This is a genomic window from Pauljensenia sp. C0254C2 (genome assembly GCF_056583835.1).
Map to the genome: position 1 here is coordinate 16375 of NZ_JBWPJO010000017.1, position 16657 is coordinate 33031.

At 59.5% G+C, this 16657-nt stretch carries 13 protein-coding genes; 6 read left to right on the top strand and 7 right to left on the bottom strand.

Annotation, left to right across the window (positions count from 1 at the left end; all coding sequences use genetic code 11):
- Window positions 1-495: 495 nt before the first annotated feature.
- Window positions 496-1713 carry an NADP-dependent isocitrate dehydrogenase gene (locus tag AC1DA5_RS09810; protein ID WP_070724904.1) on the bottom strand — a complete coding sequence of 406 codons (1218 nt, stop codon included), beginning with the start codon at window positions 1711-1713 and terminating at the stop codon, window positions 496-498.
- Between the two features lie 387 nt (window positions 1714-2100).
- Window positions 2101-2421, bottom strand: coding sequence for a DUF3017 domain-containing protein (locus AC1DA5_RS09815; protein WP_058237106.1), 321 nt, complete (start codon window positions 2419-2421; stop codon window positions 2101-2103).
- Window positions 2422-2724: 303 nt separating this feature from the next.
- Here AC1DA5_RS09815 and pta point away from each other — a divergent pair, with 303 nt between their 5' ends.
- The 4 genes from pta (at window position 2725) to AC1DA5_RS09835 (ending at window position 6130) form a co-directional block, all read left to right on the top strand.
- Window positions 2725-4227, top strand: a complete 1503-nt coding sequence (gene pta, locus AC1DA5_RS09820; protein ID WP_092648754.1) for a phosphate acetyltransferase — start codon at window positions 2725-2727, stop codon at window positions 4225-4227.
- A gap of 91 nt (window positions 4228-4318) precedes the next feature.
- On the top strand, window positions 4319-5524 hold the full coding sequence (locus tag AC1DA5_RS09825) for an acetate/propionate family kinase (RefSeq protein ID WP_058237108.1): 1206 nt from the start codon (window positions 4319-4321) through the stop codon (window positions 5522-5524).
- A gap of 34 nt (window positions 5525-5558) precedes the next feature.
- On the top strand, window positions 5559-5714 hold the full coding sequence (locus AC1DA5_RS09830) for a hypothetical protein (protein WP_157886380.1): 156 nt from the start codon (window positions 5559-5561) through the stop codon (window positions 5712-5714).
- Entirely contained in the window at window positions 5705-6130 is a 426-nt protein-coding gene (locus tag AC1DA5_RS09835; RefSeq protein WP_092648755.1) for a hypothetical protein, read from the top strand. Before AC1DA5_RS09830 ends, AC1DA5_RS09835 begins: the two co-directional genes overlap by 10 nt.
- Window positions 6131-6190: 60 nt before the next feature.
- Here AC1DA5_RS09835 and AC1DA5_RS09840 read toward each other — a convergent pair whose 3' ends face one another.
- From AC1DA5_RS09840 to AC1DA5_RS09855, 4 genes are all read right to left on the bottom strand, one after another.
- Complete coding sequence (locus AC1DA5_RS09840; RefSeq protein WP_092648756.1) at window positions 6191-7534, bottom strand: MFS transporter; 1344 nt, start codon at window positions 7532-7534, stop codon at window positions 6191-6193.
- Window positions 7535-7833: 299 nt separating this feature from the next.
- Window positions 7834-9222 carry a class II fumarate hydratase gene (locus tag AC1DA5_RS09845; protein WP_058237111.1) on the bottom strand — a complete coding sequence of 463 codons (1389 nt, stop codon included), beginning with the start codon at window positions 9220-9222 and terminating at the stop codon, window positions 7834-7836.
- Between the two features lie 160 nt (window positions 9223-9382).
- Complete coding sequence (locus tag AC1DA5_RS09850; protein ID WP_092648757.1) at window positions 9383-10426, bottom strand: LacI family DNA-binding transcriptional regulator; 1044 nt, start codon at window positions 10424-10426, stop codon at window positions 9383-9385.
- Between the two features lie 53 nt (window positions 10427-10479).
- On the bottom strand, window positions 10480-10605 hold the full coding sequence (locus tag AC1DA5_RS09855) for a hypothetical protein (protein WP_480290087.1): 126 nt from the start codon (window positions 10603-10605) through the stop codon (window positions 10480-10482).
- Between the two features lie 150 nt (window positions 10606-10755).
- Between AC1DA5_RS09855 and phoA the strand changes: the two genes are divergently transcribed.
- Entirely contained in the window at window positions 10756-14019 is a 3264-nt protein-coding gene (gene phoA / locus AC1DA5_RS09860) for an alkaline phosphatase (protein WP_092648758.1), read from the top strand.
- A gap of 285 nt (window positions 14020-14304) precedes the next feature.
- On the opposite strand, the gene AC1DA5_RS09865 is transcribed toward phoA, so the two are convergent.
- Complete coding sequence (locus AC1DA5_RS09865; protein ID WP_092648759.1) at window positions 14305-15429, bottom strand: GuaB3 family IMP dehydrogenase-related protein; 1125 nt, start codon at window positions 15427-15429, stop codon at window positions 14305-14307.
- A gap of 208 nt (window positions 15430-15637) precedes the next feature.
- Here AC1DA5_RS09865 and AC1DA5_RS09870 point away from each other — a divergent pair, with 208 nt between their 5' ends.
- The gene (locus AC1DA5_RS09870; protein WP_092648760.1) at window positions 15638-16345 is read left to right on the top strand and encodes an exonuclease domain-containing protein; all 708 of its coding nucleotides are present in this window, start codon (window positions 15638-15640) and stop codon (window positions 16343-16345) included.
- Window positions 16346-16657: the final 312 nt, after the last annotated feature.

A 16657-nucleotide genomic window follows, 5' to 3' on the forward strand; every position in this document is an offset into this window, starting at 1 on the left:
CCCTTTTCACCCCTCTCCTTCTCTTTGCCCTCTTCGCCCCCTTCGCCCCCTTCGCCCCCTTCTGTCGATCAGGACGAGGTACGAGGGTGACCTGATCAGCTTTCATCACCATCGATGCAGTTCAGAGCGGTTCGCCTGAAAAAGAGTTACCAGTTCAGCCGCCCAGATCGACAGTTGTGTAAGTGGAGGGGATGGGTGGAATGGTCTCGCATCAGATCGACAGTTGTGTAAGTGACGGGGATGGGAGGAGTGGTCTCGCATCAGATCGACAGGTGAGTATATGGGAGGGCGCCAACAATGCGTAGTAGACGAGGACTGCGCGCGAGTGCACCGACTATGCACACCAGCACAGGACACCGACTATGCACACCAGCACAGGACACCGACTATGCACACCTACACGACAGGCCGCCGCTTACATCGACACACCGCATGAAAGAGCGGCGCAGCATCTGCCGTGGACACTGCGCCGCTCCTTCAGGTAACAGCTACGAGCTACTTCAATCGCGCCTGCAAGTTTTCGTCCAGAGCTGTCAGGAACTCTTCCGTTGTCAACCACTGCTGATCCGGTCCGATCAGTCGTGCCAGATCCTTCGTCATTTGGCCGCCCTCGACAGTCTTGATGACGACGTCTTCAAGGGTCTGCGCAAACTCGGTCACTTCCGGCGTTGAGTCCAGCTTGCCGCGGTGTGCCAGGCCTCGGGTCCACGCGAAAATCGAGGCAATCGGGTTGGTGGAAGTCGGCTTGCCAGCCTGATGCTGACGGTAGTGGCGCGTGACTGTTCCGTGAGCGGCCTCGGCCTCCATCGTCTTGCCATCTGGGGTGAGCAGAACTGACGTCATGAGGCCCAGGGAGCCGAATCCCTGTGCAACGGTGTCGGATTGGACGTCTCCGTCATAGTTCTTACACGCCCAGATGTATCCGCCTTCCCATTTCAGTGACGAGGCGACCATGTCGTCGATCAGACGGTGCTCGTACGTCAGTCCTGCTTTTTCAAACTCGGCCTTGAATTCGTGGTCGAAAATGTCCTGGAAGATGTCTTTGAATGCCCCATCGTAGGCCTTCAAAATGGTGTTCTTCGTTGACAGGTAGACGGGGTATCCGCGCTGCAGTCCGTATGCGAATGAGGCGCGCGCAAAGTCGGCAATCGATTCGTTGAAGTTGTACATGCCCATGGCAACGCCGCCACCCTCGGGCACCTTGACGACCTCATGTTCGATGGGCTCAGATCCGTCTTCAGGGGTAAAGGTAATCGTGACCGTGCCGGCCGAGGGGATCTTGAAGTCTGTTGCGCGGTACTGATCGCCAAATGCGTGACGTCCCACAACGATTGGCTTGGTCCATCCAGGAACAAGGCGCGGAACGTTCGAGATGATGATGGGTTCGCGGAAAATGACGCCACCGAGGATGTTGCGAATCGTGCCGTTGGGAGAACGCCACATCTTCTTCAAACCGAATTCTTCGACACGCGCCTCGTCAGGAGTGATGGTGGCGCATTTGACGCCGACACCGTGTTCCTGGATAGCGTGCGCTGCATCGATCGTCACCTGGTCGTCGGTGGCATCGCGGTTCTGGATCGACAGGTCGTAGTAGCGCAAGTCGACGTCCAAGTACGGGTGGATGAGGCGATCTTTGATGAATTGCCAGATGATCCGTGTCATTTCATCGCCGTCAAGTTCGACGATTGGTCCTTGTACCTTAATGGTTGACATTGTCGGACTGCTCCTTACGGTCTTCAGATCTTCGCAATCAGCACGCCATCTGCAGCGCGCGCGGTGATGTGGTTCACCTAAAAAGAAGATTACTCGATATCGAGATATCTTTCAGCACTCTGGCAGATTTTTGCTCTCGATGGCCGGCTTCGCGCGTGGCACCCGGGCTGGTGTGATTTCTGGCGAGGGATGCAGGGCTTTGACAAGCGAAGATTGTGACGATGAGTGCAGGGCCTGGGCAGGCAAAGATTTTGCCGAGGGATGCTGGGCCTGAGCTGGAGACAGTTGCAGAAGTGAGCCGACGGGGCACATCAAATCTAGCTGGCCAGGGCTGCAGAACCCGAGCTTTCAGTGGCGAAGGAATCCGACTGGCGGAGCTCGCCACACCTAGCTGGCGACGGTCGCAGTAAAGGGCGAGAGGAACCAGATGGCGCTCGCCAAACCGGCGTACAACGCGACGTCGAAGAAGCGGCGACGCGAGCCGAACCACACAGGAGTCGGCCATATCGCCCGCGTTACAGCAAAGGCATACAACATCACAATCAGCACAACCACCGCCCGATGCGGATGGTCGAACAGCGTGAAGACCACCATCGTCACCACGCCGAGGCACGTCAAAATAATCGTCGCGGTTCGCAGTATCGCGTTCGCGCGACGATCAAGCGGATGCGTCCGACCGTGCTCGGAGCCGGCTTCAGATGTATTCATTGCCTTTACTGTATCGGCTCTGCCTCGTCACACCTACTGCGCCACATCAAGTGACAGAGTCGGCACCGTGCACGCCACCTGAACAAGGCAGCACACACGAACAATCCATGCGTCGCGCACACATCCATCACAAAGACCTCAAAAGGAGACGCACACCACTGAAGTGCCCCAAACGTGGGCACATCCACAACGTTTTGCCCCAAGATTACGGCATGGGTCACGCTCGCGGCGATACCATGAAACCAGTGTCCCGTCGTCGCGAATCCGGTGAGGGACTTCCTCGTAGTAGAGCTAGGAGAGACAGTGACCGACCGCTACCTCGTCATTCAACCCGAACCTACCGTCAACGCTACACAGATATGCGATGACCTCGTATCTGCACTGGAAAAGGACCACTCAGTGACCCGTGCAGACACCCTCCTGGACACTTCCATCACAGAGGTTGCGCAGGACTCCGCTTCAGCTTTCGCTCACGTCATCAACGCCGTTCGCGCCGATTCATCCGACGTAACCCTGCTCGAACATGCAGACTTTTCCGCAGTGCCCACTTTCGATTCAATCGGATGGAGCCTTGACGTCGCAGCCTCCGTAGGTGCGCGCGTCATCCTCGTCCTCGATGCCGAGGGCGTCCCTGCTGACCTCGTGAGCGTGCAGGCCCAGGCGGCATGCGCTCGCGCCAGAGCCCACCACGCACAAGTCGTGGCACTGATCGTACCGGGTGTGCGCGCCGAATCCGTTTCATGCGAGCAGATCCCCGTCATTTCGGACCGCCTCGACCAGAACACCGTGGAGCAGATTACCTCGGCAAAACTGGCAGGTGTCGTGACCCCCGTGTCATTCCAGGCTGACCTCATTGATCGTGCCCGCGCGGATCGCCAGCGCATCGTCCTTCCTGAGCCTGATGACGATCGCGTCCTGCAGGCGGCTGCTGAGGTGCTCGAACTGGGCATTGCCGACATTATTCTGCTGGGCGATGAAGCTGCCATCCGCGAGCGCGCACAGCAGCTCAACCTTGATATCGCAGCCGCGCGAGTAGTGGCACTCGACGATGCTGAACTGGTGGAAAAGTACGCCGAAGAATTTGCTCGCCTGCGCGCTAAGAAGGGCATCACCATTGAGCAGGCCCGCGAGAAAATCCGCGACGTGTCCTACTTCGGCACGATGATGGTGCACATGGGCGATGCTGACGGCATGGTGTCCGGTGCAGCTCACACCACGGCTCACACAATTGTGCCCTCCTTCCAAATCATCAAGACGGCACCGGGCGTGTCGATCGTTTCCTCCGTGTTCCTCATGCTGATGAAGGATCGCGTGTGGGTCTTTGGCGACTGCGCTGTCAACCCGAACCCCACGCCAGAACAGATCGCTGACATCGCGATTTCATCGGCTAAGACTGCCGAGCAATTCGGCGTGGAACCGCGCGTCGCAATGCTGTCCTACTCGACGGGCACGTCCGGCTCCGGCCCCGATATCGACGCAACTGTGGAGGCCACGCGTCTTGCCCGAGAAAAGGCCCCCGAGCTGGCCATCGAAGGCCCGATTCAGTTCGATGCTGCGGTGGATCCGGCGGTTGCCGCCAAGAAGGCGCCCGATTCTGATGTTGCCGGCAAGGCGAACGTGTTCATCTTCCCGTCACTGAATGCCGGCAATATCGGCTACAAGGCCGTCCAGCGCTCGTCTGGCGCCGTGGCTGTCGGCCCGGTGCTGCAGGGCCTGAACAAGCCCGTCAACGATTTGTCTCGAGGAGCTTTGGTGGAAGACATCGTCAACACCATCGCTCTGACCGCTGTCCAGGCACAAGGCTGAGCAGTAGTCAGGTGGTGCGCCGCCACTCCAGGCGCACCACCAGATCCCATTTGTCACTATTTACGGAAACTTCCAACGAAAGGCCACCCGCGTGTCCACAGTTCTGGTCATCAACTCCGGATCGTCCTCCATTAAATATCAGCTGATCAACCCCGTGTCGGGAGACGTCCTCGCCAAAGGAATCGTCGAACGAATCGGTGAGCCGGTCGGCATCATCACGCACAAGCATGCGGGCGAGGAACTCGTTCGTAAAGAGCCGGTCCCCGATCACGGTGATGGGCTGCAGAAGGTTCTCGCCATTTTTGACGAGGTTGGCCCCACGCTTGCTGAAGCTGGGATTGTGGCCGTCGGCCACCGAATCGTGCAGGGCGGATCCTACTTCGATGGGCCCGCACTGGTGGACGATCATGTGCGCGCGTTGATTGAAAAGCTGTGCACACTGGCACCGTTGCACAACCCTGCACACCTCAAAGGCATCGATGTTGCGCGTGAGCTGATGCCCGACGTGCCGCACGTGGCAGTCTTTGACACCGCGTTCTTCCAGCATCTGCCCGAGGCGTCGGCAATGTATGCGATTGACCGCGATGTTGCCCGCCAGTACGGTATTCGCCGCTATGGTGCTCATGGCACGTCTCACCAGTTCGTCTCCGAAGAGGTTTCCAAGATGCTGGGCCGCGATGACCTCAAGCAGATTGTGCTGCACCTGGGCAACGGCGCGTCGGCCTCGGCCGTGGACAGCGGGCGCGCGATCGACACCTCGATGGGATTGACGCCTCTGGAGGGCCTGGTGATGGGCACTCGTTCAGGCGACATCGATCCAGCTGTTGTGTTCCACCTGCAGCGCGAAGCTGGCATGACAGTCGATCAGGTTGACGAATTCCTCAACAAGCGCTCCGGCATGAAGGGCATGACCGGCGAAGCTGACATGCGCACCAACTGGGAGCTCATTGAAAACGGTCCTGAGGAGATTTCCAAGCGCGCACGCGCGGGCATGGATGTGTACATTCATCGCCTGGTAAAGTATGTGGGCGCGTACTGGACGGAGCTGGGCGGACTGGACGCCTTGACGTTTACCGCTGGCATTGGCGAAAACGATCCGGGCGTGCGTGAAGAGCTATGTGATGCCCTCGCACCGTTCGGTGTGAAGATCAACCATGATCTGAACTGGGAAAACTGGCATGTCAAGGCTCCGATCGTCCTGTCACACCCTGATTCGTCAGTCACCGTTTTGTGCTACCCCACCAACGAGGAGCTGGCGATTGCACGTCAGGCTCTGAGCCTGGCTCAGCACGACTGAAAGAACAGGTTTCCGGAAGCGCTCCTGAGGAGACATGTCTGAGGTATTCCTCTCGGATCTGGCTCCTCGGGGCGTGACCGGATTCCCTTCCTCTGATATTCGGAGGAGGAACGATGAACCGATGGTGCTGCGCACAGATGTGATCGCTGCCCTGCGCATTGATACAGAAAGTACGGAGACATGGCTCTAGCTGTTTTCACCATCTTCGCGTGGGTCAGCGCGGCTATTTTGCTGGCTGCCGGCGGCTACCTTATCAACCAGGCCCGGCGTATTCGACGCCCTGGCCTCCCCATGGGATCATCGTGGGGTATCCCGATTGAAGAAGCGCGCGTCAGCGAAAGCGCATGGCGTGCCGCTCATCGTGCAGCGTGGCCACTGGTCGGTGCCGCCGGTATCATCTGTGCCGTCCACTCCATTGCAATCATCATGACGTTGTTGTTTATGGGCGACGATTTTTCTTCTTTTGTCCTGATCCTGATCTGCATGGGTCTGTTCACCGCTGCACTGGTGCAATGGTTGGCGCGTGCTGGAGCGAAGTCTGCGGCACGCGCAGCTGTGGCATCAGAATCTGACGTGGATTCTGACTCTAATTCTGACTCTGACTGAGCCGCGCCCAGCGCTGCTGCTCACTGAGAGGCACAGGCGCTTCGCTGGAAGTGCGGCGGCTTAGCTCAGTCGCCCTCGTCGATCGCGAGGGGCAATGATCCACGCCGTCGCCAATGTCAATGCGCCACTGACGGCAAGCACGGCCAGCACTGCCCGCAACGAAGTAGCTTCAACAATCATGCCCATGATCGGCGGCGACAGCAGAAACGCCAAGCGCATCAACCACGTCACGATTGTCAGTCCACTACCTGTTTTCATCCTGGGAATGTTGTCTGCCGCGTTCATGGCGATTGGCACAATTGCCGAGCATCCCGCACCGGCAAGAACCATCGCGAGGATCATCGTGGCCACATGCGGGTAGACGAAGGCAACAACACCGCCGACAAGCACCATGGCACCGCCTATGAAACTCGTCCCGCGCGCACCGATCGCGTCGATCACTTTGTCAGCAACGATTCGGCCGATGGCCTGCGAGAAGAGCAGCACGACAAACGCGAGTCCTGCAGCTCCACCGGGGATCCCCAGATAGTCGCGCATAATCAGAGCGGACCACGCGTTTCCGGCGTCTTCAACCAGCGTTCCTGAGATCGACAGGAATGTCAGCGTTGTGATGGCAACAAGAGTGCTGACGGCCACCGGACGTACCTGCTGCGTCTGAGTTGATTCCGCTTGGTCACTGGCGATATCGGGGCCTCCCGGTGTTGTGCGTCCCGACAATGTCATTGATTCGGCGTCGGTGATGCGTTCGATACGCTCCGGTACGTCATCGCTACCGGGAAGGGTGAAGCGGTACGCAGTGAATCCGACAATGATGAAGATCAGTGATGAGCCGGTCAGGTGCCAGCCCAGCGGAATGTGCAGCGAGGTGGCGAGGGAGCCCATGAGGCCGCCAGCCACTGCACCGATGGACCACGCCGCGTGGAAGGAATTAATGATGGAACGCCCATAGAGTTTCTGTACACGCAGGCCGTGGGCATTTTGTCCCACGTCGGTCACGGAGTCGAACGCGCCGCCAGAGAAAAACATGACGGCGTACAGTATGTAGACGGCAGTGGCCAGTGTTGTTCCGGTTGCCTGCGCGCCAAGGGAAGCGCGCCACGTGGCGATCAGTCCGACGATTGAGAGGAATACACCGATCCCCACGGTTCCCAGGCATGCTGTGCGAGCGGATGAAAAGCGGCGGATGAACGCTCCCGCCAGTGGTCCTGCGCAGATTGCTCCCAGTGGGAACAGTGCGATGGTCAGACCGTAAATTGAATCAGACAGCGCGAAGATGTCTTTGATTTCAGGGTACCTGGGTATCAGGTTCGAAAAAAGGGCACCGTTCGTGAAGAACAGCGCGGCGACAGCCAGGCGGGCTGCTCGTGCCTGCTGGAATGTCACTTTCTGATTCGGTGGGGGCACGTGTTCTCCTCAAGACCCGCACGGTAATTGACCTGTCGGTAGGACGCGTTCCATGCTAGTCCTTTCGCAGGGCAGGCGCGAGAAATCATGGCGCTTCGTCATGCTCATCGGACACAGTACCGTCTCCTGATGCTGCCGGGATAGTACCGGGATGACGCCAGATGATGCCGGGGGTTTTGCCGAGTGGTCGCTTGCATGCGACCACTCGGCGATTCAGCTGCCACGCAGACAACAAAACGAGGGCGACTCAGCAGAGCCGCCCTCGTTCCTGACTTCAGTCAGTGTGATTCACCAACGAATCAGAATGAACCGGTCATTGAGTGAACATCCAGAGCCTTGTCCAGCTGTTCTTCGGTCAGCTCACCACGCTCCACGAATCCCAGGTCAAGGGCTGCCTCACGCACTGTGATGCCCTTCTTGACGGAGTGCTTCGCGATCTTGGCAGCGTTTTCGTATCCGATCAGGCGGTTCAGCGGCGTCACGATTGACGGTGAGGACTGCGCCAGCGTCAGACAGCGCTCTTCGTCCGCCACGATGCCGTCAATGCAGCGTTCGGCCAGTACTGCCGTCACGTTGCCCACGATGTTGATCGACTGCAGCAGATTGGCGGCCATCACGGGCAGCATCACCAGCAGATCGAAGTTGCCCTGCGAACCGGCAAACGTGATCGCCGCATCGTTGCCAATGACCTGAGCGGCAACCTGCACAGTTGCTTCAGGCAGAACCGGATTGACCTTGCCGGGCATGATTGAGGAGCCTGGCTGCAAGTCGGGCAGGTGAATCTCACCAATACCGGCGCGCGGGCCGGAGCCCATCCACCGCAGATCGTTGGCGATCTTCACCAGCGACACAGCAACCGTGCGCAGCGCACCCGACAGTTCGACCAGCGAATCCTGAGCGGCCTGAGCCTCGAAGTGGTTGTCTGCTTCGCGCAATGGCAAACCGGTGTGCTCGGCGATCAGTTCGATCACTCGAGCCGAGAAGCCCTCCGGCGTGTTGATGCCGGTGCCTACGGCCGTACCGCCCAGCGGCAATTCAGCCAGGCGGGGCAGCGCTGCTTCAATGCGATCCAGGCCGTGCGAGATCTGTGCTGCATATCCGGAGAATTCCTGGCCCAGCATGATCGGTGTGGCATCCATCAGGTGGGTGCGGCCCGACTTGACGATATTGGCAAACTCTTTCGCCTTGGCGTCCAGCGAGGCGTGCAGTTTCTTCAGTCCTGGCTGCAGCACCTCAACGACCGCCTGATATGCGGCGATATGGATCGAAGAGGGGAACACGTCGTTGGAGGACTGCGAGGCGTTGACGTGGTCGTTCGGGTGAATCTCCTTACCGGAGGCACGGGTTGCCAGCGTGGCGATCACCTCGTTGGTGTTCATGTTTGACGACGTGCCCGAGCCGGTCTGGAAGATGTCGATCGGGAAGTTGTCGTCGTGCTGACCGGCGATGACCTCATCGGCGGCGGCAACGATGGCATCCGACGTTTCCTGGTCGATCACGCCGAGCTCCAGGTTGGCCAGCGCCGCTGCGCGCTTGATTTCGCCCAGAGCCGCAATGTGGTGGGAGTTCAGCCGCTCACCCGAGATCGGGAAGTTCTCCACTGCTCGCTGCGTCTGCGCGCGGTAGAGTGCGTCGGCGGGGACGCGAACCTCACCCATCGTGTCGTGCTCGATACGGTATTCAGTCATGAAAGCTCCTTGGGTGGAAAACTATGTCGTTCCTATTGTCCGTCATATTGCCCGCTTCGGCGAGGGACTTTCGTGGGACTGTCGGTGAAGCGCCTCGCACAGTCTGCCGTCGCGCGGATCGTACCTGCCCGAGCACGCTTGCTCCTCCGTCGCGCACAGGCTATTGACGAGGGCGGCCTTGTCCACCTGGCTCTGCCGTTGACTGGCGGACGATGAGGCGGGTTGGGACTGAACGCAGTGTCGGTGCGCCACCGTTGAGCATCTCAATAGCAAGGTCAACAGCATTGGCTCCCACTTTGTCCCAGTCTTGAATGACTGTGGTCAGCGGCGTCGGGAACTCCACTGCCTCGTCAATATTGTCAAAACCGATCAGCGAAACGTCCTCGGGAACGCGCAGACCGCGTTCTAGCAGGGCGCGAAATGCTCCCAGCGCCATCTGGTCGTTGGCCACGAAGATGGCGGTCGGCATGTCTGTGCGCTTCTCACACACCGCGTCAAGCAACGCGCTGCACGCCTGATAGCCCGATTGTGGACTCCAGTCACCGCGCCAGATGCGTCCTGCTGGAAGTTTAGATTCGGACAGTACCGCTTCATAGATGCGGCGTCGCGCCTGCGCGGAATAGGAGTCCGTCGGTCCGCTGATATGGTCAATGCGCCGGTGTCCCAGATCAATCAGGTGATGCATGGCGTCGCTTACGCCTGACGTTTGTTCGAAGTCAACGGCGCTTGCCTCGTCCCACAGGCGTGGCCCGAGGACGACCAGCGGGATGCCCTGCGGCAGGTGGAGAGCCGCGTCATCCTGGAATTGTGACGGGATAATGGCAATGGCAGCGTCCACAGTCATCTCACCGAGTTTGGTGAATGCGCCGTCAGTGGCGCGCCGAGTCGACGCCTGAAGCGGTATCAACGTGGTGGCGTATCCGCGCTCAGCTGCCGCCTCTGAAATGGCTTCAAGGGAACGGTAGTTCCCAACGTCGTGCAGGGAGTAGTACACCACTCCCAGGGTGTCGAACGAGCCGCGTTTCATGGCGCGTGCCGCACTGTTGGGTCTGTATCCCAGTTCTTTCATCGCTTCGAAGACTCGTTGGCGTTTGTCGTCGACAACGTAGGGTTCGCCGTTTGAGACGCGTGAAACGGTCTGCGGGGAAACACCCGCAAGTTTGGCGACATCAGCCATTGACGCGCGCTTGCGACGAACCGGCATCTCATGTCCTTTCAGTCATCTCACCCTTGACCGCGCGCACCGCATGTGATTGATCAATCATCGTCGACGGTCGAGGGGTCCAGACCGCCACGAACAGACGGCATCTGGACGCGTGACCAGCGTTCTTTCTTGAATGATAGCGTCATCAGATTCGTCAGGCGGCACTTGGTGACCTGCATAGTTTTGAAGTGTTTACCTTTCTGTTACACGGTGTCACCGAACTGTTGCGTTGGGCTGCTTTGCTACAGATAGTTCGTCGTTACGCTTCTGCCTTTCCTTGCGTGCGCAGCGAAGAACATCCAGTAACACCTCCAGATGAAGGCAGGAAGATGCATTCACGTCGTAATCGGCGCGTGGGTCTGGCGTGTGGAACCGGTGCTCTGGCTCTGGTTCTGACACCCCTGTGCATGGCGGCAGGTGTCGCCGACTCCCCCACGACGCATGAGACCAACAAACCAGAACAATGCACTGCATTCGACTCCAATGGCAACGTTGTTGCTCTGCAGCCGGGCGATTGCGCGCAATACGGTGTGGAGGGTCAGGGACGCACTGACGCTCACGCAAAGAACGTTATTCTCATCATCGGCGACGGCATGGGCCAGCAGGAAATCACCGCTGCTCGTAACTACCTCGTCGGCGCTGCCGGCCGTTTCGAAGGAATCGACGAGCTGACCAGTGAGGGACTGTACACTCACCACTCGGTCAACAAGGACGGCTCGTTCAACTACGTCACCGACTCAGCTGCATCGGGTACCGCATGGGCAACAGGCACGAAGACCTACAACAATGCGATCAGCGTTGACATCAAGGGTCAGCCCGTCGCCAACCTCATCGAAGTGGCGAAGAACAAGGGCATGCGCACCGGTAACATCACGACGTCAGAGATCCAGGACGCAACACCTGCCGTCATGGGCGCACACGTGGCGTCACGCTCGTGCTACGCCCCATCCGGCAAGAAGAAAGCGAAGTGCCCCGAAGATCAGCGCGTTAACGGCGGCCTGGGCTCCATTTCCGAGCAGCTCATCGATACCCGCGCCGACATCACCCTCGGCGGTGGCGCATCATTCTTCGACACAGAGGTCATGGCTGATTCCGGCAATACGAACCCGTTCCTGACCGGTAGCGCGAAGTACAACACTACCTGGACGAAGGGCGCAAGCGTCCTCGACAATGCCAAGAACAATGGCTACCAGGTGGTGACCACCGCTGACGAACTGAATCAGGTTACCGTAGCTAACCAAGATACCCCTGTTCTGGGCCTCTTCGCACCAAGCAACATGACGACCACCTTCGCGCCGTCACAGGCCACGATTGGCGGAGCGAAGGGCGAGGCCATCCAGTGCACGAAGCAGGACATCGGCACTGAGCCTGAACTGGAAGCCATGACCGACAAAGCTATCGAACTCCTGAACAAGGACAACGATAAGGGCTTCTTCCTCCAGATCGAGTCTGCCTCCATCGACAAGCGCGACCACGCGTCAGACGCATGCGGCCAGATTGGTGAAACTAAGCGTCTCGACGAAGCTACCAAGGTCGCTCTCGACTTTGCTAAGAAGGACGGCGAGACACTGGTTCTTGTCACTGCTGATCACTCTCACACCAGCCAGATCGTGGCTGATGGTTCCGACAACGTCTCCCCGGTGACGCGCCTGCTCACCGCTGACAATTCCACCATGAGCATCGCGTATGGTACGAATGCCAGCGGGTCGCAGCAGCACACGGGCGCTCAGTTGCGCGTCGCTGCTTTCGGTCCGGGTGAGGAAAACGTTCTGGGTCAGACCGACCAAACCGACCTGTTCTTCACCATCGCCAATGCTCTGAACATGAACCCATACCTGGACCGTGCAGGCAACGGATCCAGCGCCCGCGCAGCCGTGCCCACAGGCACGTTGACGAAGCCTGTTCCCGCTCAGGATGCATTCACCACCTGCAGGATTGTTGAAAAGGACGGCACGGTTCACGTGCCCGCAGCCGGCGAATGTTCACAGTACGGTGCAGACGGCCCGCAGCGTTCAGGTTCTGAAGGCGAAGCCAAGAACGTCATCTTGTTCATCGGAGACGGCATGGGCGATTCGGAAATCACCTCCGCGCGCAACTACCTGTACGGTGCAAACGGACGCCTGCCCGGAGTCGACAATCTCGACTACACAGGCTCCTACACGCACTTCGCACTCAATAAGGACGGCACAGTCAACTACGTGACCGACTCGGCTGCATCCGCAACCGGATGGTCGACCGGCACGAAGACCTACAACGGCGCGATCGGTGTGGACCTGCAGGGAAATGCTGTGTCAAACCTGATGGAGAAGGCGAAAGCGGCCGGGTACAAGACCGGTAACGTCACCACCTCTGAAATCCAGGACGCCACACCTGCCGGCGCTGCCGTTCACGCACTGAACCGCAAGTGCTACGGACCTGAATACGACAAGAACAGCAGCTCCTGCCAGGGTGATGAGTACCTGAAGCAGTTCCGTGAAAACGGCGGACTCGGATCGATCTCCGAGCAGCTCGTTGACGTGCGCGCTGACGTGACACTGGGCGGTGGCGCAAAAGCCTTCGACCAGACAGTTCAGGTTGACGGCACATGGGGCGACACCACGAAGTGGACTGCCGGCAAGTCCGTTGTCGACAACGCCAGGGACAACGGTTTCCAGGTGGTCACCACCGCCGATGAGCTTGATGCTGTCACCAAGGCCAACCAGGATGCACCTGTTCTGGGACTGTTCTCCCCCGGCAACATGCCCCGCATGTTCAACGAGACGGTTCCGACCACGGATGGCGCTTCGCTTACGGCTCAGTCCTGTGAGTTCAACCCGGAGCGCACCGCGGAGATCCCCACACTGGCAGCAATGACTAAGAAGGCCATCAACCTGCTGCAGAACGACAAGGGCTTCTTCCTGCAGGTGGAGGCAGCCTCGATCGACAAGGCCGATCATGCTGCTGACGCATGCGGCCAGATCGGCGAGCTCGACGACCTCGACCAGGCCATCCAGGTGGCGCAGAACTGGGTCGCCACCAGCGGCCAGCCGACCTTGATTGTGGTAACCGCTGATCACGCGCATACCAGCCAGATCACCAGCGGGGGCACCGAGACATTCGGCCGCACCACCAAGCTGCGCACAGCCGATGGCTCCGACATGGTGATCAACTACGCCAACGCTGGAAGCAACGACGATGACGTGGCTCTCGGCGGCCAGGGACACACCGGTGCACAGCTGCGCGTCGCAGCCTCCGGCTCGGGTGCTGAGAACGTTGTGGGTCGCACCGACCAGTCCGACCTGTACTACACGATGATCAATGCTCTTGGCTTTGATTCCGCGCCGCTGGCTGTCGATAATCAATTCGTCGCCACGTCAGAGACCCCTGACCAAGGCAAAGGAAAGGGCACCGATCCTGCCGGCGGTAAGGGTCAGGTCAAGCCCGACACCACTGGTAAGGGCCAAGGCACCGATGCTGGCGACAAGAAGTACGCTGCCAGCCGTCCGGGAATGGCACGCACCGGCTCAACCGCAGTTCCGCTCGCGGCCGCAGCTGCTGTGCTCGTCACGCTCGGCGCTGGCGCAGGTCTGTACACGCGTCGCCGCTCACACTAACCCCTAAGCTCCTTCACGGAGCGCTCGCCGTGCCTCAGGGGTCTCACATGCGAGTTTTCGCCCGGCGAGCTCACGCAGTCACCCTCGTCAATTACTGACGAGGGTGACTTGCTGTCTCGAAACGATACCTGTTGTCTGAAACAAGCAGCGGAGGGGTGTACGAGGCTATGCAAGGGTCGGCCTTCCGTGCGCAGGCCTTAATAACGACACGCAGGCGTTTACGAGGGGCGTAGGAGCTGGCCGCCCACTGCGCGGCGCGTGTATCTCTTAGCGGCCCGCGGGCGCTTACGAGGGCGTATAGGGGCTGACCACAACTTCGACACGCTGCAGATCCTTGACTTCCGAAAATCCGGTCGACGCCATCGTGCGCCGCAACGCGCCTACGAAGTTCAGTGAACCGTCCGCCCTGGTGGAAGGGCCGTAGAGGATCTGTTTCATCGAGCCGACTGTGCCGACGTAGGCGCGGTGGCCTCTGGGCATGTCCGGGTGGGTGGCCTCGGAGCCCCAATGCCATCCGCGGCCCGGAGCCTCCTCAGCGCGAGCCAAAGCGGCGCCCAGCATCACCGCATCTGCACCGCAGGCAATCGCCTTAGTCACGTCGCCTGAGCGCCCAATACCACCATCGGCGATGACATGCACATATCGGCCGCCCGACTCATCCATGTAGTCACGTCGCGCGGCCGCAACATCGGCGATCGCTGTTGCGGTGGGAGCATGAACACCCAGGGACTGGCGCGTCGAATGTGCCGCTCCCCCACCAAAGCCAACCAAAACCCCCGCTGCGCCGGTACGCATGAGGTGCAGGGCAGCGGTCGTGGTGCACACGCCGCCAACGATGACCGGCACATCCAGCTCGTAAATGAAGCGCTTGAGGTTGAGCGGCTCGTGGTGAGAGGACACGTGTTCTGCGGAAACGGTGGTTCCGCGAATGACAAAGAGATCCACGCCCGCTTCGACCACCGAGCGCCAGTAGCGCTGAGTGCGTTGGGGAGACAATTTGCCGGCGACTACCACTCCGGCCTGGCGGATTTCCTGCAGGCGCGCGGTGATGAGCTCAGGCTTGATCGGTTCGGAGTAAATCTGCTGCAGGCGTGCAATCGAGTGTTCTTCATCCAGCTGTTCAATTTCTTCCAGGACGGCGTCTGCGTCCTCGTACCGGGTCCACAGACCGTCGAGGTCGAGCACGCCAATTCCACCGAGTTTGCCGAACTCGATCGCGGTTTTCGGACTCATCACCGAGTCCATGGGCGCTGCCATGATCGGGATATCCACGTGGTACGCGTCAATTTGCCAGCCGACGTTGACGTCCTCAGGATCGCGGGTGCGTCTGGCTGGGATCAGTGCGATGTCATCGAGCGAATAGGCTCGCCGGCCGCGTTTTCCTCTGCCGATTTCAACTTCATAGCTCACACTTCGATCCTAGCTGTCCGGGTGGATGTAGTGTTCGATTCACATGAGCGCTGTCATGATAGTGCAGCTCAGCACGGGGATAGTTCACAAATGCCCACGCTTCAGTGCACACTGGACATCGACAGGCAGCACAACTAAGCGACTGACAGATCGACCTGTCAGCGGGTGGATCAGCTCGCCAAGGGCAGCACAACAAAAGGAGCAGAAAATGACGTGGACCGATGAGCCGTGGCTTGGCTTTGACCTCGAAACAACCGGCGTCAATGTCGATGAAGACCGACTTGTCACGGCCGCCCTCGTACGTCGCGAGCACGGTGTGATGGACGCTGGAAGAGACGAGGTGCGCACGTGGCTGGCCGATCCTGGCATCGAGATTCCCGCGAGGGCGTCGGAGGTTCACGGGATTTCGACCGCGTATGCGCGCGAGCATGGCCGCCCAATCGTCGAAGTGCTTGACGAGGTTGCCTCTGCGCTGGTCGATCACTGGTCGAACGGCTTCCCGGTTGTTGCGTTTAATGGTTCGTATGACGTGAGTTTGCTTGATGCTGAGCTGCGGCGTCATGGTGCGGGCTCGCTCGCGGAACGGTTAGGGGGCGAACCCGCGCCGTTGCTGGATCCGCTCGTGCTGGATCGGGCGCTCAATCGCTATCGAAGGGGCAAACGAACGTTGGCTATTCTCGCACCGGCATACGGGGTGCCGCTGGATGAAAACGCGCACACTGCGGAAGTTGATGTTGCCATGACCTTAGATCTGTTGGCAGCGATCGCTCGCGCGTATCCGCAGATCACCACCATGAGTGGCGCCGAGGTCCATGCCTTTGAGAAGCGTGCGCACCGTGAATGGGCGATCCATTTTGAAGAATTCCTGCGCTCGAAGGGGCGTGTGGAGCACATCAACACTGAGTGGCCGCTGTAGCCGACGGTTTACCCGCACTGTATTCGACGTTTTCACTGTCCGTCCGTGCTGGCGTGCCGCGGTGCTGTGGCCGGCCAAGTTGCAGTCTTGTCATGTTGGCATGCTGCCGACTTAGTTGTAGATGCAGCACTAGTGCCACCTGTCACTAAGCAGATGTGCAGACTCTCTAGTTCTCTAGTCCTCTCCTCCGCTCAGTCGCTGCTTTTCCCTGTTGGCTTGGCGTTCTCTTCTCGTGGGTTAGTGTCCGTGGGTTTTTTCGGCGTGGTCGGTGAGGACTTGGTGGGGTTTGGTTAACAGGAATGGGGCGCTGGT

Excerpts from the sequence above, each read along its gene's own strand:
- AC1DA5_RS09810 (WP_070724904.1), bottom strand. The coding sequence starts at position 1,713 with ATGTCAACCATTAAGGTACAAGGACCAATCGTCGAACTTGACGGCGAT.
- AC1DA5_RS09815 (WP_058237106.1), bottom strand. The coding sequence starts at position 2,421 with ATGAATACATCTGAAGCCGGCTCCGAGCACGGTCGGACGCATCCGCTT.
- AC1DA5_RS09830 (WP_157886380.1), top strand. The coding sequence starts at position 5,559 with ATGTCTGAGGTATTCCTCTCGGATCTGGCTCCTCGGGGCGTGACCGGA.
- AC1DA5_RS09835 (WP_092648755.1), top strand. The coding sequence starts at position 5,705 with ATGGCTCTAGCTGTTTTCACCATCTTCGCGTGGGTCAGCGCGGCTATT.
- AC1DA5_RS09845 (WP_058237111.1), bottom strand. The coding sequence starts at position 9,222 with ATGACTGAATACCGTATCGAGCACGACACGATGGGTGAGGTTCGCGTC.
- AC1DA5_RS09850 (WP_092648757.1), bottom strand. The coding sequence starts at position 10,426 with ATGCCGGTTCGTCGCAAGCGCGCGTCAATGGCTGATGTCGCCAAACTT.
- AC1DA5_RS09855 (WP_480290087.1), bottom strand. The coding sequence starts at position 10,605 with ATGCAGGTCACCAAGTGCCGCCTGACGAATCTGATGACGCTATCATTC.
- phoA (WP_092648758.1), top strand. The coding sequence starts at position 10,756 with ATGCATTCACGTCGTAATCGGCGCGTGGGTCTGGCGTGTGGAACCGGT.
- AC1DA5_RS09870 (WP_092648760.1), top strand. The coding sequence starts at position 15,638 with ATGACGTGGACCGATGAGCCGTGGCTTGGCTTTGACCTCGAAACAACC.